Origin of the sequence: Streptomyces sp. NPDC099050 (genome assembly GCF_044759865.1) — a bacterium.
In the GTDB taxonomy this organism is placed as follows: Bacteria; Actinomycetota; Actinomycetes; order Streptomycetales; family Streptomycetaceae; genus Streptomyces.
In genome coordinates this window covers 249,080-270,130 of record NZ_JBIWAE010000004.1, presented here as the reverse complement: position 1 = coordinate 270,130, position 21,051 = coordinate 249,080, and the positions used below count along the sequence as shown (strand labels likewise).

14 protein-coding genes and 2 pseudogenes are annotated in these 21,051 nt (G+C 70.1%); 13 read left to right on the top strand and 3 right to left on the bottom strand.

Annotated features, from left to right (window positions below; genetic code table 11):
* Window positions 1-15 precede the first annotated feature (15 nt).
* The 3 genes from ACIQV3_RS09245 to ACIQV3_RS09235 all read right to left on the bottom strand — a co-directional run bounded on the left by ACIQV3_RS09245 (window position 16) and on the right by ACIQV3_RS09235 (window position 3,546).
* Window positions 16-681: an L-ribulose-5-phosphate 4-epimerase gene (locus tag ACIQV3_RS09245; protein ID WP_403711307.1), complete on the bottom strand. Its 666-nt coding sequence runs from the start codon at window positions 679-681 to the stop codon at window positions 16-18.
* Window positions 682-2,358 (bottom strand): ribulokinase, encoded by a 1,677-nt coding sequence (araB, locus tag ACIQV3_RS09240; protein ID WP_403711305.1) that lies wholly within the window; start codon window positions 2,356-2,358, stop codon window positions 682-684.
* Between the two features lie 150 nt (window positions 2,359-2,508).
* Window positions 2,509-3,546, bottom strand: a complete 1,038-nt coding sequence (locus ACIQV3_RS09235) for a LacI family DNA-binding transcriptional regulator (RefSeq protein WP_403711303.1) — start codon at window positions 3,544-3,546, stop codon at window positions 2,509-2,511.
* A gap of 327 nt (window positions 3,547-3,873) precedes the next feature.
* Between ACIQV3_RS09235 and ACIQV3_RS09230 the strand changes: the two genes are divergently transcribed.
* The 13 genes and pseudogenes from ACIQV3_RS09230 (at window position 3,874) to ACIQV3_RS09170 (ending at window position 20,988) form a co-directional block, all read left to right on the top strand.
* The gene (locus tag ACIQV3_RS09230) at window positions 3,874-4,848 is read left to right on the top strand and encodes an ABC transporter substrate-binding protein (protein ID WP_403711301.1); all 975 of its coding nucleotides are present in this window, start codon (window positions 3,874-3,876) and stop codon (window positions 4,846-4,848) included.
* A 91-nt stretch (window positions 4,849-4,939) separates the two neighbouring features.
* Window positions 4,940-6,487: a sugar ABC transporter ATP-binding protein gene (locus ACIQV3_RS09225; protein ID WP_403711299.1), complete on the top strand. Its 1,548-nt coding sequence runs from the start codon at window positions 4,940-4,942 to the stop codon at window positions 6,485-6,487.
* The gene (locus ACIQV3_RS09220; RefSeq protein WP_267840963.1) at window positions 6,484-7,491 is read left to right on the top strand and encodes an ABC transporter permease; all 1,008 of its coding nucleotides are present in this window, start codon (window positions 6,484-6,486) and stop codon (window positions 7,489-7,491) included. Before ACIQV3_RS09225 ends, ACIQV3_RS09220 begins: the two co-directional genes overlap by 4 nt.
* Window positions 7,488-8,465, top strand: a complete 978-nt coding sequence (yjfF, locus tag ACIQV3_RS09215; RefSeq protein WP_403711297.1) for a galactofuranose ABC transporter, permease protein YjfF — start codon at window positions 7,488-7,490, stop codon at window positions 8,463-8,465. The genes ACIQV3_RS09220 and yjfF overlap by 4 nt, the downstream gene beginning before the upstream one ends.
* Window positions 8,466-8,689: 224 nt before the next feature.
* Window positions 8,690-9,820 (top strand): aldose epimerase family protein, encoded by a 1,131-nt coding sequence (locus ACIQV3_RS09210; protein WP_403711295.1) that lies wholly within the window; start codon window positions 8,690-8,692, stop codon window positions 9,818-9,820.
* Window positions 9,821-9,849: 29 nt separating this feature from the next.
* Window positions 9,850-9,936 (top strand): annotated as a pseudogene (locus tag ACIQV3_RS09205) (IS5/IS1182 family transposase); the annotation flags it as partial.
* Window positions 9,937-10,273: 337 nt separating this feature from the next.
* Window positions 10,274-10,801, top strand: coding sequence for a SigE family RNA polymerase sigma factor (locus ACIQV3_RS09200; protein ID WP_403711293.1), 528 nt, complete (start codon window positions 10,274-10,276; stop codon window positions 10,799-10,801).
* 590 nt (window positions 10,802-11,391) lie between these two features.
* Window positions 11,392-11,643, top strand: a complete 252-nt coding sequence (locus ACIQV3_RS09195; protein WP_403711291.1) for a hypothetical protein — start codon at window positions 11,392-11,394, stop codon at window positions 11,641-11,643.
* Between the two features lie 215 nt (window positions 11,644-11,858).
* Window positions 11,859-13,199: a pectate lyase gene (locus tag ACIQV3_RS09190; RefSeq protein ID WP_403711289.1), complete on the top strand. Its 1,341-nt coding sequence runs from the start codon at window positions 11,859-11,861 to the stop codon at window positions 13,197-13,199.
* A gap of 254 nt (window positions 13,200-13,453) precedes the next feature.
* Window positions 13,454-14,626 carry a right-handed parallel beta-helix repeat-containing protein gene (locus ACIQV3_RS09185; RefSeq protein WP_403711287.1) on the top strand — a complete coding sequence of 391 codons (1,173 nt, stop codon included), beginning with the start codon at window positions 13,454-13,456 and terminating at the stop codon, window positions 14,624-14,626.
* Window positions 14,627-14,655: 29 nt separating this feature from the next.
* Window positions 14,656-14,858 (top strand): annotated as a pseudogene (locus tag ACIQV3_RS09180) (cation transporter); the annotation flags it as partial.
* Between the two features lie 1,949 nt (window positions 14,859-16,807).
* A complete protein-coding gene (locus tag ACIQV3_RS09175) occupies window positions 16,808-17,980 on the top strand; it encodes an exonuclease SbcCD subunit D (RefSeq protein ID WP_403711285.1) in 1,173 nt (390 codons plus the stop codon).
* On the top strand, window positions 17,977-20,988 hold the full coding sequence (locus ACIQV3_RS09170) for an AAA family ATPase (RefSeq protein ID WP_403711283.1): 3,012 nt from the start codon (window positions 17,977-17,979) through the stop codon (window positions 20,986-20,988). The genes ACIQV3_RS09175 and ACIQV3_RS09170 overlap by 4 nt, the downstream gene beginning before the upstream one ends.
* The last annotated feature ends 63 nt before the right edge of the window (window positions 20,989-21,051 follow it).

Sequence of the window (21,051 nt, the reverse complement as noted above, 5' to 3'; positions counted from 1 at the left end):
TCCCCCCTCGTGGGCTCACTGCCCGTAGACGTTCTGGTAGCGCTCGTAGAGCCGGTCCACTGCGGCACCGTCGATCGAGGACGGCGGGGTCCCGAGCTGGTGGGCGAAGTGGACGGTGCGGGCGACGTCCTCGACCATCACGGCGGCCTTCACGGCCGAGCGGGCGTCACGGCCGACGGTGAACGGGCCGTGGTTGCGCATGAGGACGGCCGGCGAGCGGCTGGTGCGCAAGGTTTCGACGATGCCCCGGCCGATGGAGTCGTCGCCTATGAGAGCGAAGGGGCCGACGGGTATCTCACCGCCGAACTCGTCCGCGATCATGGTGAGGACACAGGGAATGGGTTCGCCCCTGGCGGCCCACGCCGTGGCGTAGGGGGAGTGGGTGTGCACCACTCCGCCCACTTCGGGCATGTGCCGGTACACGTAGGCGTGGGCGGCGGTGTCGGAGGACGGGGCCAGGTCTCCCTCGACGAGTTCGCCGTGCAGATCGGTGACCACCATCGACTCCGGTCCCAGGTCGTCGTAGGAGACCCCCGAAGGCTTGATGACCATGAGGTCTTCCCCGGGAACCCGTGCGGAGACGTTGCCCGCGGTCCAGATCACCAGTTCGTAGCGCGTGAGTTCGCGGTGCAGATCGGCCACCGTGCGCCGGAGCCGCGAGACCGTCTCGCTGAGCGCCATCTACTTGTCCTTTCTGTCGGAGGCGATGCGGCGCATCGCGCGAAGACGGTGCATGACGTTCGTGCCGCCGCGGCCGAAGTGGTCGTGAAGTGCCGAGTACTCGGCAAACAGGAGGTCGTACGCCTCCACGCCGCGAGGGTCCGGTCGGTACACGGCGCGATCGACGGAGCCCATCGCCGCGGCCGCGGCACGGATGTCTTCGTACGCCCCGGCCGCGACCGCCGCGTGCAGCGCCGATCCCAGCGCCGGGCCCTGCCGGGAACCGATCACGGACAGCGGCAGGTTCAAGACGTCCGCGTAGATCTGCATCAGCAGCGGATTGCGCATCAGGCCGCCGGCGATGATCAGTTCGGTGACGGGAACACCAGCTGTGGTGAACGCGTCCACGATGACGCGGGTGCCGAAGGCGGTGGCCTCCAGCAGCGCCCGGTAGACGTCTTCGGCGCGGGTGGACAACGTCTGGCCCACGACCAGGCCGGACAGCTCGTGGTCGACGAGGACCGACCGGTTGCCGCTGTGCCAGTCCAGTGCGACCAGACCGTGTTCGCCGACAGCCTGGGCGGAAGCCAGTTCGGTCAGCAGCTCGTGGACGGACAGACCGCGTTCACGAGCGCGTTCGTGGTAGGCGGGCGGGACCTGGTTGTCGACGTACCAGGCGAAGATGTCACCGACCCCGCTCTGGCCGGCCTCGTAGCCCCACAGTCCCGGCACGATGCCCCCGTCGACCACCCCGCACATGCCGGGCACCTCGCGCAGCTCGTCACTGCTCATCACGTGGCAGGTCGAGGTGCCCATGATGGCCACCATCTGGCCCGGCTCGACGGCGCCTGCCGCAGGCGCCGTCACGTGGGCGTCCACGTTGCCGACCGAGACGGCTATTCCCTCGGGAAGCCCGGTCCAGGCCGCGGCCTCGGCGCTCAGGGTGCCCGCCTTGTCGCCCAGGGCGCCGATGGGCTGGTCGAGCTTGGTCGCCACGAAGTCGGCGAACGCCGGGTTGAGCTCCGCCAGGAAGTCTTCCGCGGGGTAGCCGCCCTGCTGGTGGATGCCCTTGTAGCCGGCGCTGCAGGCATTGCGCACGTACTGACCGGTGAGCTGCCAGACGATCCAGTCCGCCGCCTCGACCCATCGGTCCATGGCGGCGTACACATCGGGTGCTTCCTCCAGCATGTGCAGGGCCTTCGCGAACTCCCATTCCGAGGAGATCAGACCTCCGTAGCGCGGCAGCCACTTCTCGCCGCGACGGCGCGCCAACTCGTTGATCCGGTCAGCCTGGGGCTGGGCAGCGTGGTGCCGCCAGAGCTTCGCGTAGGCGTGAGGGGCATCGGCGAACGCGGGAAGCGTGCACAGAGGGGTGCCGTCGTCCGTCGTCGGCACCATGGTGCAGGCGGTGAAGTCCGTGCCGATCCCGATCACACGCGCCGGATCCACGCCCGCGTCCGCGATCGCCGCCGGTACCGCGGTGCGCAGTAGGTCGATGTAGTCCTGGGGTACCTGCAGGGCCCAGTCCGGCGGGAGGGGAGCGCCGGTCGTCGGCAGAACCCGGTCGAGTACGCCGTGCTCGTAGGCGTGCGTTCCCGTCCCCAACTCCGCACCGTCACGCACGCGCACCACGATGGCGCGGCCGGAGAGGGTGCCGAAGTCCACGCCGACGACGAGCGCCTCTGATTCGTCTTGCATTGGGCTCCACCTCTTGAGATCAGCGCTCCGGTAACCGTTTTAGTGAGCGCTAACAATTCAGATTGTGCTTGACCTAACTCTGTTCTTGGTTAAGTGAGTGCGAGCGTGAACAATCTCGGATCCACATCCAGCCGGGGTCGCGTCCGGACCTCAGTTCGCCGGGGGTGCCACGCTCTGCCTCTGGATGAGGGTCGGTGTGAGGATCCGCTGCGTGGGGTCCGTGTCGCCCGTGGAGATGCGGGAGAGCAGCAGGCTCAGGGTTTCGGTGGCCACGGCGTCGAAGTCGGGGCGCACGGTGGTCAGTGGGGTCGAGAAGTAGGCGGATTCGGGAACGTCGTCGAAGCCGACGAGGCTCACCTCGTGCGGGACCGACCGGCCGCGTTCCGTCATGGCGCGCAGGATGCCGAGGGCGAGGTGGTCGTTCGCCGCGAAGATTGCCGTCACATCGGGCATCCGGGACAGCATCTGCCCCGCGCGGTATCCCGAAGCGGCGCTCCAGTCGGCCGGGCTGACCGGGGGCACTTCGGCATCGGCCTCCTGCAGGGCCTTCTGCCACCCGCGGATTCGCCCGGCCGCATCGAACCAGTCGACCGGGCCGGAGACGTGCCACACGGTCTCGTGCCCGGCGTCGAGCAGGTGGCGGGTGGCGGCGAAGGCGCCGGCCTCCTGGTCCACCGTCACCAGTGCGCCGCCCCGCTTCGGGTCGCCGTCCACAGTGACCAGAGGAAGGTCGGCCGGCACCTCGGCGAGGGCTTCGTCGGCGGATGCGGTGGGGGCGATGACGACGATGCCGGCCACGCGCTGGTCCCGGTGGTGCTCCACCGCCGCCGCGATCGACGATCGGTCCAGTACGCGCACGCGGCGCACACTGACCGTGAAGCCCTGTGCCGCAGCCGCCAGTTCGAAGGCGGCGAGCAGTGATGTGGGTCCGTAAAGCGTGGAGTTCTGCGCCACCACGCCGATCAGCTGTGAGCGTCCGGTCACGAGCGCCCGGGCGGCGCGGTTGGGCCGGTAGCCGAGCTCCTCGATGGCGGCGCGCACGCGCAACCGTGTCTGCTCCCGAACGTTCGGGTGTCCGTTGAGGACGCGGGAGACCGTTTGATGAGACACGCCGGCGAGGCGAGCGACGTCCGTCATCGCCGGATCGCGCGTCGCACCGACGGTCGCTGAGCTGTCCTCCACCCGCATCTCCTTGACTTCGTATGGCGGCCTGTCTCGTCACCTGTCGGTGATCACCAGGCTGGGTCGGTAGACGATATCCAGGCTACGCGGCGAACGGACGAGGTGACCCCGGGTGGCAGGTGTGCGGCCCGGGAATCGAGCGGGTCAATCCCGGTGGGCGGGTTGATATTAGCGCTAACATAGCTCACTTCCTCTGGCGCTACAACGGTGCTAAATCACTGTGTTCCAAGGGTTGACGGGTGTGTTGTTAGCGCCCACTCTGAACGCCCAGTAGGACCTGTCACGCGACCTCGCCGCACAGAGCGGGCGCGGTTGACCACCGGAGGAGTACCAGTGCTCAAGAAGATCACCACGACCGCCACCGCGCTCCTGCTGGCCACCTTGACCGCCTGCGGTTCGGCGGATTCGGGAGCGTCGGGAGGCGCCGGAGGCAAGACGGACAAGATCACGATGGGCTTCGCGCAGGTCGGCGCCGAGAGTGGCTGGCGGACCGCCAACACCACATCCGTCCAGCGGTCGGCGGCGACCGCTGGCGTGGAGCTGAAGTTCTCCGATGCTCAGCAGAAGCAGGAGAACCAGATCAAGGCCATCCGTTCGTACATCCAGCAGAAGGTCGACGTCATCGCCTTCAGCCCCGTGGTGGAGACCGGCTGGGACGCGGTCCTCCTGGAGGCCAAGCGCGCCAAGATCCCCGTGATCCTGACCGACCGCGCCGTCGACTCCAAGGACGACTCGCTCTACGAGACCTTCCTCGGCTCCGACTTCGTCCTCGAGGGCGAGAAGGCCGGCAAGTGGCTCACGGAGAACAGCCAGGGCCCGGTCAACGTCGTCGAACTGCAGGGCACGACCGGCGCGGCGCCCGCCATCGACCGGAAGAAGGGGTTCGAGAAGGCGGTGGCCGCCCGGCAGGACATCAAGATCGTGGCCACCCAGAGCGGAGACTTCACCCGCGCGGGCGGTAAGCAGGTCATGGAGGCCTTGCTCCGCTCCACGCCCGACATCGATGTCGTCTACGCACACAACGACGACATGGGACTCGGCGCCATAGAAGCGATCAAGGCCGCCGGCAAGACACCCGGCAAGGACATCAAGATCATCACCGTCGACGCGGTCAAGGCCGGCATGGAGGCCCTCGCCGCGGGCGAGATCAACTACATCGTCGAGTGCAACCCGCTGCTCGGCGACCAGCTGATGGACCTGGCGAAGAAGGTCCTCGCGGGCGAGGAGGTGCCGAAGCGCGTCGTCACCGAGGAGACCACCTTCACGCCCGAGCAGGCTAAGGCCGCCCTGCCCACGCGTCAGTACTGATCCGTACTGACGCGAGCCGCAGCCCCCGCCCCCTCCGTCTCGCGACCACTCCGGGGCGGGGGTTGTACCTCCACCGACGAAAGCACTGGTCATGACCGATCCCACAGCGTGCCACAGCAGCCCAGTGGTACAGATGCGCGGCATCAGCGTCGAATTCCCTGGTGTCAAAGCGCTTTCCGATGTCGACTTCCGCCTCCTGCCCGGCGAAGTCCACGCACTCATGGGCGAGAACGGCGCGGGCAAGTCCACGCTCATCAAGGCTCTCACCGGCGTTCACTCCCCGAGCGCGGGCGTCATCCACCTGAGCGGCGAACGCGTGACCTTCACGGCTCCCGGGCAGGCCCAAGCGGCGGGCATCAGCACCGTCTACCAAGAAGTGAACCTCTGCACCAATCTCTCCGTGGCGGAAAACATCATGCTGGGCCGCGAGCCGCGTCGCCTGGGCAGGATCGACGGCCGCGCCACCCGAGCCGAGGCTGCCGGACTGCTCGCCCGCATCGGCCTGACCATCGACCCCGCCTCGATCCTCGCCAGCCACCCGATCGCCGTCCAGCAGCTGGTCGCGATCGCCCGCGCCCTCGCGGTGGAAGCGCAGGTCCTGGTTCTGGACGAGCCGACCTCCAGCCTCGACGCAGACGAGGTCGAGGAACTCTTCAGGATCATGCGCGTGCTCCGCGCCGAGGGCGTCGCCATCCTGTTCGTGTCCCACTTCCTCGACCAGGTCTACGAGATCGCCGACCGCATGACCGTGCTGCGCAACGGCACTCTCATCGGCGAGTACCTGCCCGCCGAGCTTTCCCGGATCGAGCTCGTCTCCGCCATGCTGGGCCGCGAACTCGGCACCCTGCACGAAGTCCAGCGCCGGTCCGACGCACGTCACCCCCGGGCGGAGCCCGTCCTGGTGGCCAGCGGCCTGGGCCGCACCGGAGCCATCGAACCCTTCGATCTGGACATACGGGCCGGCGAGGTCGTGGGTCTGGCCGGACTGCTCGGTTCGGGACGCACGGAACTCGCGCGCCTGCTGTTCGGGGCAGACCGAGCCGACACCGGAACCCTCACCGTCAACGGTCAATCCGGCCGCCCCCGAGGACCGCGGTCGGCGATCGCCCAGGGAATCGCCTTCTGTTCCGAGGACCGCAAGGCCGAGGGAGTGGTCGCCGACCTGACCGTGCGCGACAACCTGGTGCTGGCCATGCAGGCCGCGCGGGGCTGGGCACGCCCCGTTCCGCGGCGCACGGCCGAGGCGGTGGTCGCCGAGTACATCGAGAAGCTCGACATCCGCCCCGCCGACCCGGAGGCGATCATGAGCACTCTGTCCGGCGGCAACCAGCAGAAGGTGCTGCTCGCACGGTGGCTGATCACGCGCCCCCGGCTGCTCATCCTCGACGAGCCCACCCGCGGCATCGACATCGGAGCCAAGGCGCAGATCCAGAAAGTGGTGGCCGATCTGGCCGCCGAGGGCATGGCGGTGCTGTTCATCTCCGCCGAACTGGAGGAGGTGGTGCGCGTGTCCGACCGGGTCGTCGTCCTGCGCGACCGGCGCAAGGTGGCAGAACTCACCGGTGACGACGTGTCCGTCGATCACGTGATGTCCGTCTTCGCCGCCCCCCACGCCCACACCGGCGCGGTGGCCTCATGATGCGCTCACGCCTGCTCTGGCCCCTGGTCGCGCTGGCCGCCCTCCTCGTACTGAACGTCGCCGTCACCCCCTCGTTCCTGGAACTGCGCATCCAGGACGGGCACCTCTTCGGCAGCACCGTCGACATCCTCCGCAACGGAGCGCCGACGGTACTCATCGCCGTCGGCATGACCCTGGTCGTCGCCACCCGCGGCATCGACCTGTCGGTGGGAGCCGTGGCCGCGATCGCCGGCTCCATCGCGTGCACCTATATCGCGGGCGGCGGCAGCGCCGTCACCGCGGTCCTGCTGGCCCTGAGCGTGTGCGTCCTCCTCGGCCTGTGGAACGGATTCCTCGTCTCCGTCCTCGGCATCCAGCCGATCATCGCCACCCTGGTGCTGATGACGGCCGGCCGCGGCGGCGCCATGCTCCTGACCGAGGGGCAGATCATCACCGTCAAGAGCTCGCTGTACCGCGAGATCGGAGCCGGCTTCCTGATCCTGCCCATCGCCATTCTGATCAGCCTCGCCGTTCTGGTCGCAGTGGCGCTGCTGACCCGCCGCACCGCCCTCGGCATGCTCATCGAAGCGGTGGGCGTGAACCCCATGGCGAGCAGGCTCGCCGGCGTGCACTCCCGCACCATCATCTGGACGGTGTACGTCTTCGCCGCCCTGTGTGCCGGCGTGGCCGGCCTGATGATCAGTTCCAACGTCAGCGCCGCCGACGCGAACAACGCCGGCCTGTGGATCGAGATGGACGCGATCCTCGCGGTGGTCATAGGCGGAACGTCACTGGCCGGGGGACGCTACTCCCTGGCGGGAACCCTCCTCGGAGCGCTGGTGATCCAGACGCTGACCACCACCGTCTACACCATCGGAGTTCCGACCAACGTCACTCTGGTGTTCAAGGCGCTCGTCGTGATCGCCGTATGCCTGCTCCAGTCCCCTCGGACAGCGCAACTCCTCCAGAAGCGGCGCAAGTCCCCCCGTTCCACATCCCGTTCCCCGGAGGTGGCCGCCGGATGAGCACCTTGGCTCTTTCGCCCACACGTCTTCCCCAGCGGTTCCTTCCCGTGATGGCCACCTTCGTGGTCTTCGTGATCACTTTCGGGGTCGGCTCGTTCCGCTACGAGGGCTTCGCCTCCGGGCAGGTCGTCGCGAACCTCTTCGTCGACAACTCGTTCCTGATCGTCCTCGCGGTCGGAATGACCTTCGTGATCCTCACGGGGGGCATCGATCTGTCCGTGGGCGCCGTGGCCGCACTGTCGACGATGATCGCGGCAGCCGCTCTGGACGCCGGATGGCCGCCCTTGCTCGCAGTCCTCGCGGTGCTGGCCACCGGCACCGGACTCGGCCTGCTCATGGGCCTGGTCATCCACCACTTCGACGTCCAGCCCTTCATCGTCACGCTGGCCGGCATGTTCCTGGCCCGCGGACTGTGCTTCCTCATCAGCGTGGAGTCGGTGTCGATCGACGATCCCTCCTTCCGCGCCCTCGCGACCGGAACCATCGCGCTGCCCGGCGGCGTGACCCTCACCTACAGCGTGCTCATCGCCCTGGCCGTCGTCCTGGCGGCCGTGTACGTCCTCCACCTGACCCGCTTCGGCCGAACGGTCTACGCGATCGGCGGCAGCGAGTCCTCGGCGCGTCTGATGGGCCTGGCCACGACCAGGGCCAAGGTGGGCGTCTACATGGTCAGCGGCTTCTGCTCCGCGCTGGGCGGCTTGCTGTTCAGCCTGTACATGCTCTCCGGCTACGGCCTGCACGGGGTCGGCATGGAACTGGACGTCATCGCTGCCGTCGTGATCGGCGGAACCCTCCTCGCAGGTGGATCCGGCTACGTTGCCGGCTCGGTCGCCGGAGTACTCGTCCTCGGCACGGTGCAGACGCTCATCTCCTTCGAGGGCACGCTCAGCTCGTGGTGGACCAAGATCGTCATCGGGGTGCTCCTGCTCGCCTTCATCGCGCTCCAGCGACTCGTCGTACGACGACGGCCATGACCCGCCATCCGCTCCCCGTCCGTGAGGCGCGCCGATCCCGAGCGCCTGCCTCCTGACCGCCTGCCTCCGGAGTGCCCGCCTCCCGAGTGCCCGCCTCCCGATGGCCGGCCTGCTCCTCGCCCCGAGGAGCGGGCCGGGGCCGGGCAGTGGCATTCGGGCAGACCCCAACCGCGAGTGTCGCCGCCGTCGACGAAGACGCCCCCGCGACCCGCGGCCTCCTCGTCATGCTTTCGGTAGGAGAAGACGAAGTGACTCCCCGCACGCAACCGGCGTCCATGGCGGACGACGCTGCCCGCGCCACCCCCCGCGCGGAGCCCTTCGGCACCCTGCCCGACGGCACCGTGGTGGACCGCTGGACGCTGTCATCGGGTGGAATCACCCTCCGGGTGCTGTCCTACGGCGGGATCGTTCAAGCCCTGGAGGCTCCCGACCGCCAGGGTCGGCCGGCCAACATCGCCCTCGGCTTCGACAGCCTCGGCGCGTACGCAGCCTCCAGCACGTACTTCGGCGCGCTGGTGGGCCGCTGTGCCAACCGCGTCGCCGGTGGATCCTTCACGCTCGACGGAGTCACCCACCGCCTGGACGTGAACGAGGGCGAACACTGCCTGCACGGAGGAAGAGGCGGTTTCGGCACACGCCTGTGGAACGTCCAACCGAGCGGGTGCGACATCGGAACAGGGCTACGACTGCGTCACGTCAGCCCCGACGGCGACATGGGATTTCCCGGGGAACTCGATGTCACGGTCGATTACATCCTCACGTCCTCCCGTGAATTCATCATCGATTACCGGGCCACGACCGACAGGCCGACCATCGTCAATCTCACCAACCACACCTATTTCAATCTCGCGGGAGAAAATTCGGGAAGTGTCGATGGGCATCTTCTGGAAATAGCGGCCGGCCGTTTCACCCCCGTCGGTGAAGGGCTCATACCCAGTGGGCAGATCGATGCCGTAGCGGGTACCCCGCTGGACTTTCGGCGCGCCAAGGCGATCGGCAGGGATGTCCGTGCAGGGCATCCGCAGATCACCCGCGCGCAGGGCTTCGATCACAACTTCGTCCTTGACAAGGGTGCCACTGCCGACCCGCAGCCCGCCGCCACGCTCCACGATCCGGGCTCCGGCCGGACGATGGCCCTCAGCACGACGGAACCGGGGCTCCAGTTCTACAGCGGCAACTTCCTCGACGGCAGCCTGGCCGGTTCCTCGGGACGCGTCTACCGCCAGGGTGACGGTCTGTGCCTGGAGTCCCAGCACTTTCCCGACGCACCGAACCAGCCGTCGTTTCCCTCCGTCGTACTCAGGCCGGGACAGATGTACCGCTCGACGACCGTGCACGCATTCAGCGCGCAGTGACACCGGCCCCGGTCCGCGGGTCACGCCGCGGACGCGGACGGCACAAGCCCGGCAAACTCCACGCCGACAAGGGCTACGACCACGCCCACCTGCGGAGATGGTTACGTGGCGCGGCATCAAGCACCGCCAAGCCCGAAGGATCTCGTTCGATCTGGGCTCTCTCCCATCCCGATTGGCAACCTTGCGCCGTACTGCGGCAATTGGCTGCCGGGCGGAATGGTCCGACTGACCGTGCGCTCCAGGCCCACACCAAGGGACTTGGGGCGCGATCGTGGCATGTACGGGAAGGCGAACGGAGGGAGTCAGGCTGTTCCACGGCATACGCCGGACGGAAACGCCGAACGAGATGCGGGTACCCTACTGCCCGGTACGTGGATTGGCCGTGCGCCCTACGGTGCTCCCGCTGCCCGAAGGCGGGATGTTTCTGACCCGGCGAAAGGCTGTACGACACGCATGAGCGCAGACGATGCGTCTGCGGAGTTCCGCGACTTCTTCGAACGTCACCATGCCGGACTCTCGCGCCTCGCCTATCTCCTGACCGGCGAGCCCGACGCTGCCGACGACCTGGCCGCGGATGCCATGGTCGCCCTGTGGCATCGCTGGCCCGAAGTCCGCCAGGTCGACTCTCCGGTGGCCTACGCCCGGGGAACGGTGGCCAACCTGGCGCGTGAACGGGTCCGCGCCGCCGTGCGCGAGCGTAAGCGAATCCGGCTGTTCTGGTCGCGCGGCTCCGAACCCGCCCATGGCCCGGACGTCGCCGTCGTGGTCACCGTGCGCGCGGCGCTGGAGCGCCTGCCGTTCCGCAAGCGCGCCTGCGTTGTGCTGCGGTATGCCTTCGACCTGCCGGAGAAGGAGGTCGCGCAGGTCCTGGGCATAGCCGTGGGTACGGTGAAGAGCCAGACCTCGAAGGGTGTGGCGGAGCTTCGTCGGCTGCTCGGTCCCACGGCCGCGGAACAACTGGTGGTGAGGAGCAGCCGATGACGGACGATGTCCGCGATCTACTGCGGGAAGCAGGCCGGAACCACTGTCCCGACCGCGCCCGGATGCTGGCCCGGGTCGAACGAGGCATGTCTGCCCCATCCATCGCACCCCGCCGCGCACGGACCCCCGGTGGCCGGCCCAGAGTGGCGTTCGCCGCCCTGGCGGTGGCCGGGGTGATGACGGCGGCCACGATCGTAGTCGCGGCTGTGTCCACCTTGCCCGTGCCCGCACCCGCTCCGCCCGCTGCGGTGTCCCACTCGCCGGTCGCACTGCCGACTGCCCCGGGAACGGCAGCGGGCTCGGACAGGCCGCCGTCCGAGCCCTCGACGACGCCCGCTCCCGGCAGGAGCCGCACCGGCGTTGCTGTGCCGTCGCCCACGGTGCCGGGCGAGCCGTCAGCGTCTGCCGCCACCGGGGCCGCCGGTACTCCGGCCCCCAGCCGGCGCGCCGAGGACGGAACGCTGTGGTCGGATGGCTCGGTGTCCCCCCACAGTATTTCCTCGTGGTCGCAGAGCAACGTCACTCTCAAGACACGGGAACCACTGACGGCCCTCACAGTCGAACTGCGGATCGGACTCACTCCCGGAGTAATGGACACAGGCCACTGGCAGACGAGCCCCGCCGACGATTTCACGGTCACGGCCCGTGAGGCGGGCGGCTTCCTGGTCTACCGATGGGTGCTCCGGCCGGGCCGTACGATCCCTGCCGGCGAGCAGGTGTTCGCCGGCCAGTACAACCACGCCGACGGCGGACGCGACGCCGGCACCGATGCCTACCGCGCCGAAGCCGCCACATCGATCGGCAAGGCCTCGGTGTGGGGAGACTTCGCCCCGGCCCGCTGAGGCAGTCTCACCCGCTCGTACGGCGTGCTCTGCGCGATGCCGCATCCTGGCGACGAGGTTATCGAAGCGCGGCAACCTTTCGGGTCTCGGCGGCAACCAGTGAGCGGCACCGCGCCGAGAGATGGGGCAGGCCGAGCGGCACACCGCCGTCGCGGCCTGTCCGCCTTCTTGCGGCGAGGGGCCTTTCCCCCGCATCCGCCAAGGAGCCTTGAGACATGACCAAGAGAACCATCCGTGCCAAGCGCGGCCGGACCGCGGCCCTGGGCAGCGCGGTCGCACTGCTTGCGGCTGGTATCAGCGGCGGCCTCTGGGCCGGTGCGAACGCTGTCGCTCCGACACTGCAGCCCGGCGTCTACATCCTGGTCGGCGCGGCCGGCGGGCTGTGTCTGAGCGCTCCGGCCGACGACGACCGGGACGGCGTACAGCTGGAGCAGCAGCCTTGCGGGAAGGAGCGTCAGCGCTGGCGGCTGGCCGCCGCGGGCGACGGCTACACCCTCACGGCCGACGGCGGCGCCTGCGCCGGTGTGCAGGAGGCCCGGACCAGCGCAGGCGCCGCTGTACAGCGGGAGCCCTGCCGGAAAGGTGCTCCCTCACAGAGCTGGATCACGAAGGCCGTCGACGGCGGCCACCAGCTGGTGAACGCCGGCAGCGGAAAGTGCCTCGCCGTCGAGGACGGTTCGGGTGAACCGGGAGCGCGGGTGCAGCAGAACTCCTGTGACTCGGCGGCGGCCAAGCGGTGGACGCTCAAGGCCACGAACGCCGCGAGGCCGCCAACGCCCGGAGGAACGCCCACACCCACCGCGACCGCGAAGCCGACTCCGACCGTCAAGCCCACTGCCACCACTGCCCGCCCCCCGGGCAGCTTCCCGGACTGGCCCGATCCCAAGGGCGAAGACGTGCCGCTGACCGCGACCCAGAAGGTGACCACCGTCTTCGACGGCGGCGGCCGGCGTTTCGTCGGCAAGGGGGCGCTGGGCGGCTCCGGCCAGTCGGAGAAGCAGCCCGCCATGTTCGAACTCGCCCACGGGGCGGTGCTCCAGGACGTCATCCTGGGGAACACCGCGGCCGACGGCGTGCACTGCAAGGGCAGCTGCACCCTGCGCAACGTCTGGTGGGAGAACGTGGGCGAGGACGCCGCGACCTTCAAGTCGGACTCGCCGTCCCAGACCATGACCGTCAACGGCGGCGGCGCCCGCGACGCGGCCGACAAGGTCTTCCAGCACAACGGCCCCGGCACCTTCGTGATCAGGAACTTCCAGGTCGAGGACTTCGGAAAGCTCTACCGCTCCTGCGGAAACTGCAAGACCCAGCACAGCCGCCACCTGGAGATCGACAATGTGCGCGTGACCGCCCCGGGCAAGGCGGTCGCCGGCATCAACTCCAATTTCGGGGACACCGCCAAGATCTCCCGACTCGTCATCGAGGGCAGCGGCCATCCCATCACCGTGTGCCAGCGCTTCCAGGGTGTCACCAGGGGCGAGCCGAAGCCCATCGGCAGCGGCCCGGACGCTTCTCACTGCCTCTACACCCCGGCCGACGTCACCCACCGGCCCTGACGCAGGCCGCCCGCTCCCCGGGGCCTTCAGTGCCGAGCTGATCGTGGCCCAGGGCGGGCCAACACGGTTACGGATCCCGTTGAAGCGGTGACCCCGGCCGCGTCGGTGCGGGCGTCGCGGGCTCGCACGCTCCGTGATCGGCCTCAGTCTGTCCCACGCCGGCGGCAACCTTCTTGCCGCCGGCGGCAACTGATGTCCAGGAGCCACAGTCCGACCGGTTGTGCTTCTCGACCACGGAAGAAGGACCACTACACGTGAGCATGAACAACGGACGCCACCGAAGGACCCGTACGCTCTCAGTCACGGTCTCCGTTGCCTTGGCTGCAGGAGGTATCGGCATGTACATGGTCTTCGCACCCGACGACGCGGGCGCAGCCGTAGCCGGTCCGGTCGTGGTGGTCTCCACGACCGCGGCACTGGAAAAGGCATTCGCCGAAGCACGCCCGGGCACGACCATCCAGCTCAGGGCCGGCACGTACTACCCGGCGAAGAGCCTCAAGGGCCAGGCGAACGGCACCTCGAAGAGCCGGATCACCCTCACCGCCCATGGCAAGGAGAAGGCGACCGTCGATGGATCGAAGCTGCCGCAGGGAGAGTGGCTGGTCGCCCTCGGCGGTGACTACTGGACGCTGTCGAACCTGACGTTCCGCAACTCTCCCGCACAGGGCGTCGTCGCGACCTCATCGACTGGGGGCGTCTTCAGGAACCTCACCACCCACGGCAACGCCGACTCCGGCTTCACACTGCGCGGCGACGACACCAACGACAACCTGATCGAAAACCTGGACTCCTACAACAACTACGACCCCAAGAACCACGGTCAGAACGCGGACGGCCTGGCCATCAAGTTTGGTTCGGGCAGCAACAACCGGGTGATCGCCGCAAGACTGTTCAACAACGCGGACGACGGCGTGGACTTGTGGCAGTGGTCGAGCCCGGTCCGAATCGAGCGGAGTTGGGCGCATGGCAACGGCGTGAACCGGTGGAAGGATCCTGCCTTCGAGGGCAATGGCAACGGCTTCAAGCTCGGCGGCGGCGGTGCCAGCGCCGCGCACGTCATCACCGGCAACGCCGCGTGGAACAACACCCAGCACGGATTCACGGAGAACAGCAACCCGGGGGCGCTGCTGCTCCACCGCAATACCGCCTACGCCAACGGCGCCGATGGGTATTTCTTCCTTAAGTCTCCGTCCCGTATGTCGAGGAACCTCGCCGTTCAGAACGCCAGTGCCACCGCCAAACTCGGCGGCCGCGTCGTGAGTGCCGCGAACACCTGGGACACGGATCCCGAGGGGCGCAACGCCAGGTCCCTTCTGCGGAGCACCGACCCGGCCACGGCATACGGACCGCGGCGACCGGACGGCTCCCTGCCCGCAACACGTTTCCTCACCACCGGCACCACGGCCATCGGCGCGGCCATGCAGTGAGACACGTCGGCATACGGCGGCGGGAGCAGGCTAAGCAGACTCTGCTGTGCACCTACCTGTCCGGAGTCCTGCTGGCCGGTCTCGTTGTGAACTCGGTGCTCGGCTGGGCTTGGGCCGACCCCATCGCGGGCCCTCGATCGCCGCCGTCGCCGTCAAGGAGGGCCGCGACGCCTGGCGTGGCGACGCCTGCTGCACGGTGCCCGCAGCCCCTGCCCCAGCCGTCACGGACGGGGTAGGGGGTGCGGCCCTCACCTGGGTCAGCGCGGTTCTCTGGCCCCCTCACGGAGCTCGGCGCTTGCCTCCGCCCAAGACTGGCTTCCCGTACGACATGGGGCCCTGTTCGCCCGACCGGGGGCGGGCAAACGTCAGCGTGCTGTACATACCGCCCTTTCACGGCTGGCGGGTGGCCTTTCGGCACTGCTCGATTGAGGTAGGGCAGCGCGGCATGGGCGCAGCCTGTGTGCTGGGGGTCACCTGGATCGAACGGCGGCACGGCGTCCCGGGCACCCTGTTGCTCGAACCTGGTGTCAAGTGGCTGGCGTTCGGCCGATGCGATGCGGGATCGTTGGCTCCTGATGATCGACGACGAATCTACGGTCGCCGACGGCGTAGAGCCAACGGAGCCTGCCAAAAACTCGGTCGCCCTATAGCGAGCGGCCCATCGCGCGCGCCCGGCAGGTCAAGGCGCAGGAACTGATCGAGCGGCTCGTCGCGGAGGGGCGCGTCCGGATTGCTGATCCCGCTGATGACGAGGTCGCTGAGTGGCGGCGCGTCGTCAATTACGCGAAGCGCCACGGCCTGGAGCCGGCGGGCAAGCGCATCGAGAAGGTCCCTTATGGCGGGCCGGGGTTGGAGCTGTTCCTTGCGGAGGGCCCGCATCCTAACGCGCGGAGCCAGCGGCCGCAGGTGGGCGGGGGCCCGTTCCTGCCCCGCTCGGCTGGGTCACCTGCATCCGGTGGTGGCTGTGCTCAAAGACGACGGGCGTCGGTTAGTGCTGCCGCCTGCGCTGCGCCGTAGGTCGCTTCTGCTGTTACAGGGTCTGGCGGCTGAGGCGGTTCGGCGAGGGTATGAGGTGCGCCGGGCAGAGTCGTTCTTCTCCCGGCGCGAGGGCGGAGTGGACGTCACTGTCGATGGCTTTGCGTACACCGTCTCCGTCAGGCAGGAGTTCCCGGAGTCCACGCATCCGGAGCGCTCCGCTCGTCTCGTAGTGGAGCTTGCCCATGGTCTGACCGGTCTCAGTGCGTACTGCATGGAGTCACACCTAAGGGGATGGAACCCCCACGAACCGGAACCGCGTCGCTGAGGGTGGCGGCGCAGTGGGCCCGGGCCAGGCGGGGTCCTGCTTCAGGGCCAGCGTGATGCTGACCGTCCTTTCGTAGGTGCCGGACGCGATGGCCTCCTGAGCGGACGGCCCGATTTCCAGCGGCATGGAGATGGACGCGCCGGGCAGGGGTCCGTCGAACAGGTCATCCGCGGCGAAGACGGTCTCCTTCCCGGACAGCTCGCAACCGGCACTCGCAGCGGCGCGGCGGTGGCAGCCTGCTTGGCCGCGAGCGGTGCCAGCTTCGGAAGGTCGGCCAGCCCTACGGCGATGTCCTGGTCCGCGCTGTCTGGCAGGTTCCCGAGCAGGCACCCCGTGCCGTCCTTCCTGCGGCGGAGATCGCCTCGTGCGGGACATCGGCGCGGGGCGCCGGCGGTTGTCGTTCGAGGCACGTTGACGCGGAGCAGTTCGCCGCGCGCGGCTGCGCCATCGACTGGGGGAGCGGCCCCTGTGGTGACTGTTGCTGGATAGTCACCTACTGAGCGAAGATCACAGCGACCTGTGAAGTGATCACCGGTAGTGAGCACCGTCTTCCTACTTCGAGCCGATGTGGGGCGAGGGGCGTGCGCCGGGTCGCAGAGGCCACCAAGCGTGGTGCGCACCCGGACACCGTTCCACTGGGGAGGACTGCGGAAGCGTGTAGGACCCGGGCGTGCTGCTGCTGCCGGCCTCTTGTCGGTAGTAGCAGGGGATCGACGGCTCGAAGAATTGTCCTTCAATTTTTCGGGGTGATCTGAGGTGAGTGGCGGATCAAGGGGCGCCATGAGTTAGCGTGGCAAGCGTTGATGGCGAGCCCCCGTGCTGGTTCGTGCTGGTTTTTGAGGCGCAGTAGGGGTAAACGTGCAGGTCAGGGCGATTTCATGAGATTCCTGCACACCTCCGACTGGCACCTCGGCCGGTCCTTCCACCGGGTGAACCTGCTCGGGGCCCAGGCCGCCTTCATCGATCACCTCGTCGAGACCGTGCGGGAGCACGAGGTCGACGCCGTCCTCGTCGCCGGTGACGTGTACGACCGTGCCGTGCCCCCGCTGCCCGCCGTGGAGCTGTACGACCGGGCCCTGCACCGGCTCGCCGACCTCGGCGTGCCCACCGTGATGATCTCCGGGAACCACGACTCCGCCCGCCGCCTCGGCGTCGGGGCCGGGCTGATCGGGCGGGCCGGGATCCACCTGCGGACCGACCCCGCCGGATGCGCCGACCCCGTGGTGCTGGCCGACGTACACGGTGACGTGGCGCTGTACGGGCTGCCGTACCTGGAGCCCGCCCTGGTCAGGGACGAGTTCGGCGCCGGCAAGGTGAGCCACGAGGCCGTGCTGGGCGCGGCCATGGACCGGATCCGGGCGGACCTGGCGGGCCGCGCGCCCGGGACCCGCTCCGTCGTCCTCGCGCACGCCTTCGTCACCGGCGGGCAGGCCAGCGACAGCGAGCGCGACATCACCGTCGGCGGGGTCGAGGCGGTGCCGGCCTCCGTCTTCGACGGAGTCGACTACGCCGCACTCGGCCACCTCCACGGCTGCCAGACGATCAACGAACGGGTCCGCTACTCCGGTTCCCCGCTCGCCTACTCCTTCTCCGAAGCCGACCACCGCAAGAGCATGTGGCTCGTGGAGCTGGGCGCGGAGGGGGAGATCCAGAGCGCCGAGCGCGTCGACACCCCCGTGCCGCGCCGCCTCGCCCGGGTCCGGGGACCGCTGGAGGAGCTGCTCTCCGATGGCGCGTACGCCCGGTACGAGGACTCCTGGCTGGAGGCCACCCTCACCGACCCCGTCCGGCCGGAGGACCCCATGGCCCGGCTCGCCGTCCGCTTCCCGCACACCCTCAGCCTGGCCTTCGATCCCGAGGGCCGCACCGAGGACGGCGCGGGCTCGTACGCCCAGCGGCTCAGGGGCCGCAGCGACCAGGAGATCGCCGAGGACTTCGTCGCCCACGTCCGCGGGAGCGGTGGTTTCTCCGACGAGGCCGAACGGGCCGTGCTCCAGGGCGCCTTCGACGAAGTGCGGACCGAGGACAGCCGGCAGGAGACCCACCGATGAGGCTGCACCGGCTGCGCATCACCGCCTTCGGGCCCTTCGCCGAAACCCAGGAGATCGACTTCGACGCCCTCTCCGGCGCCGGGATCTTCCTGCTGCACGGTCCCACCGGCGCGGGCAAGACCTCCGTCCTGGACGCCGTCTGCTACGCCCTGTACGGGTCCGTGCCGGGCTCCCGGCAGGCCCCGGGGACCAGTCTGCGCAGCGACCACGCGGCCTCGGACACCCCGACCGAGATCACCCTCGAACTCACCGCGGGCGGGCGGCGCCTGGAGATCACCCGGCGCCCCGAACAGGACCGGCCCAAGAAGCGCGGGACCGGGACGACGAAGGACAAGGCGCAGAGTTGGCTGCGTGAGTACGACGGGGAGAAGTGGAGCGCGCTGAGCCGGTCCCATCAGGAGATCGGCGAGGAGATCGAGCAGCTGCTCGGCATGAGCCGCGAGCAGTTCTGCCAGGTGGTGCTGCTGCCCCAGGGGGAGTTCGCGCGCTTCCTGAGGGCCGACGAGGCGGCGCGCGGCCGGCTGCTGGGCCGGCTCTTCGACACCCGCCGCTTCGCCGCCGTCGAAACCCTCCTCGGCGAGCGCCGCCGCGCCGCCGAGGCCAAGGTCCGCGCCGGAGACGAGCAGGTGCTGCACACTGCCCAGCGGCTCGCCCAGGCCGCCGGGGACGCCGCCGACCTGCGCGCCTGGCCGCTGCCCCGGCACCAGCCGGGCGACCCCGGGCTGGCCGGGGCGATCCGTGCCTGGGCCGCCGTCGCGCGCTGCTCCGCCCGGGAGCGGCTCACCGTCGCCGAGTACGCCCTGGCCGCCGTCGAGGGGCGCTACCACGCCGCCCGCCGGGCCGCCGAGGAGGCGCGGGAGCTCGACCGGTTGCAGCACCGGCACGCGGAGACCACCCGGCGGGCGGCCCTGCTCACCGAGGCCGGTCCGGAGCGGGAGCGGGTGCGGGCCCTGCTCGACCGGGCCCGGCGCGGCGCTCTGGTCGCCCCCGCCCTGGAGCTGCGCGGAGCCGCCGCCGGCGCCCACATGGCCGCCGCGCACGCGGAGTCGGTGGCCCGGGCGGAGCTGCCGCCGCAGCTCGCCGAGGCGGGGACCGAGCAGCTGGCCGCGGTGGAGCAGCGGCTGCGCGAGGATCTGGGAGCCCTCGGAGCCGCCCGCCGCGCCGAGCAGCGCAGCGCCGAGATCGGTCGCGAACGGGCCGACCTGGAACGGGAGTCCCGGGCCGCCGAGGAGCAGCAGCACGAGACCGCCGAGTGGCTCGGCCGCTGGGACGCCACCCGGACCGAGCTCACCGGGCGTGCGGAAGCCGCCCAGCAGGCCGCGACCCTGGCCGAGCAGCTCGCCGGCAAGCTGGAGCCCGCCCGGCTGCACCTGCACGCCGCCCGGAGGCGCGACGCCCTCGACGCCGACGCGGAGCGGGCCTCGGGCGAACTGCTCACCGCCCGCGAGGAGTCGGCCGTCGCCCGGGAGCGCTGGCTGGAGCTCAAGGAGACCCGGCTGCGCGGGATCGCCGCGGAGCTCGCCGCCGCCCTGGTGGCCGGGGAGCCCTGCACCGTGTGCGGGGCCGCGGAGCACCCCGCTCCCGCCCGGCCCGCCCCCGGTCACGTGGACCGGGCCGCCGAGGAGGCGGCGCACGCCCGCTTCGAGGCGGCGGAGGAGCGCAGGGCCGGCGTCGAGCGCAGGCTGGCCGCCGTCCGGGAGGCCCGCGCCGAGGCCGAGGCCGCCGCGGGGGAGGCCACCACCGCCGAACTCCTGGAACTGACCTCCGCGCTGAGTTCCCGTCACGCCGAGGCGCACGCCGCGGCCGCCGGACTGCACACCGCCCGGGAGCGGCTGGCCCGCGCCGAGCGGGAGCACGCCGTGCGCAGCGCCGAGCGGAGCGAAGCCGAGGCACGGGCCGCGGCGAGGGCTTCGCGCCGCGAGGCGCTCGACCGGGAACGGGCCTCGCTGGAAGCGGAGCTGGCCCTCGTGCGGGCGGACGCCCCCAGCGTCGCGGCCCGTGCCGGAGTCCTGGAGGACCGGGTCCGCATGGTCACGGCGGCGGCGGCCTCGCTGCGCCGGGCCGAGACCACCGCTGCCCGGCTGAAGGAGGCCGACGACCAGCTCGCCGACGCCTCCTTCAAGGCCGGCTTCGACACCACCGAGGAGGCGGCCGAGGCCGTGCTCCCCGAGTACGAACGCAGCGCGCTCCAACGCCGCACCGACGCCTGGCAGGCGGAGGAGGCCATGCTGGCCGACCGCCTCGGCGAGGCCGACACCGCCGCGGCGGCGGCCCTGCCCCCGGCCGCGCCTGAGGCGGCCGAGGCGTACGCGGCGCTGGCCGCCGCGAAGCTTCGTACGGCCGGGTCCGCCGTGGACGCGGCCCGGGTCCGGTGCAAGGACCTCGACGGGCTCTCCCTCCAGGCCGAGCGGGAGCTGCGCTCCCTGGGACCGCTGCGCGAGGCCTACGAACGGGTGGCCCGGCTGGCCGGACTCACCGCGGGCACCTCCGCCGACAACGAGCGCAAGATGCGGCTGGAGGCCTACGTGCTCGCGGCCCGGCTGGAGCAGGTCGCCGCCGCGGCGACCGTACGGCTGCTGCGCATGTCCGGCGGCCGCTACACCCTGCTGCACTCCGATGCCAGGGCGAGCGGACGCGGGCGTTCCGGGCTCGGGCTGCACGTGGTCGACGCCTGGACCGGCAGCGAGCGGGACACCGCCACGCTCTCCGGCGGCGAGACATTCTTCGCCTCGCTCGCCCTCGCGCTGGGCCTGGCCGACGTGGTCACCGACGAGGCGGGCGGCATGCGGCTCGACACCCTCTTCATCGACGAGGGTTTCGGCAGCCTCGACGACCAGGCGCTGGACGAGGTGCTCGACGTCCTGGACTCGCTGCGCGAACGCGACCGCAGCGTCGGCATCGTGAGTCACGTCGCCGACCTGCGGACCCGGGTGCAGGCCCAGTTGGAGATCGTGAAGCAGCGCGGAGGTTCGGTGGTGCGGCACCGCACGGCGGGCGCGCCGGGCTGACCTGCCACGACCGGCCACACCCCCCCGCATGGACGGAGGGGCCGGCTCCCTCGTGGAGCCGGC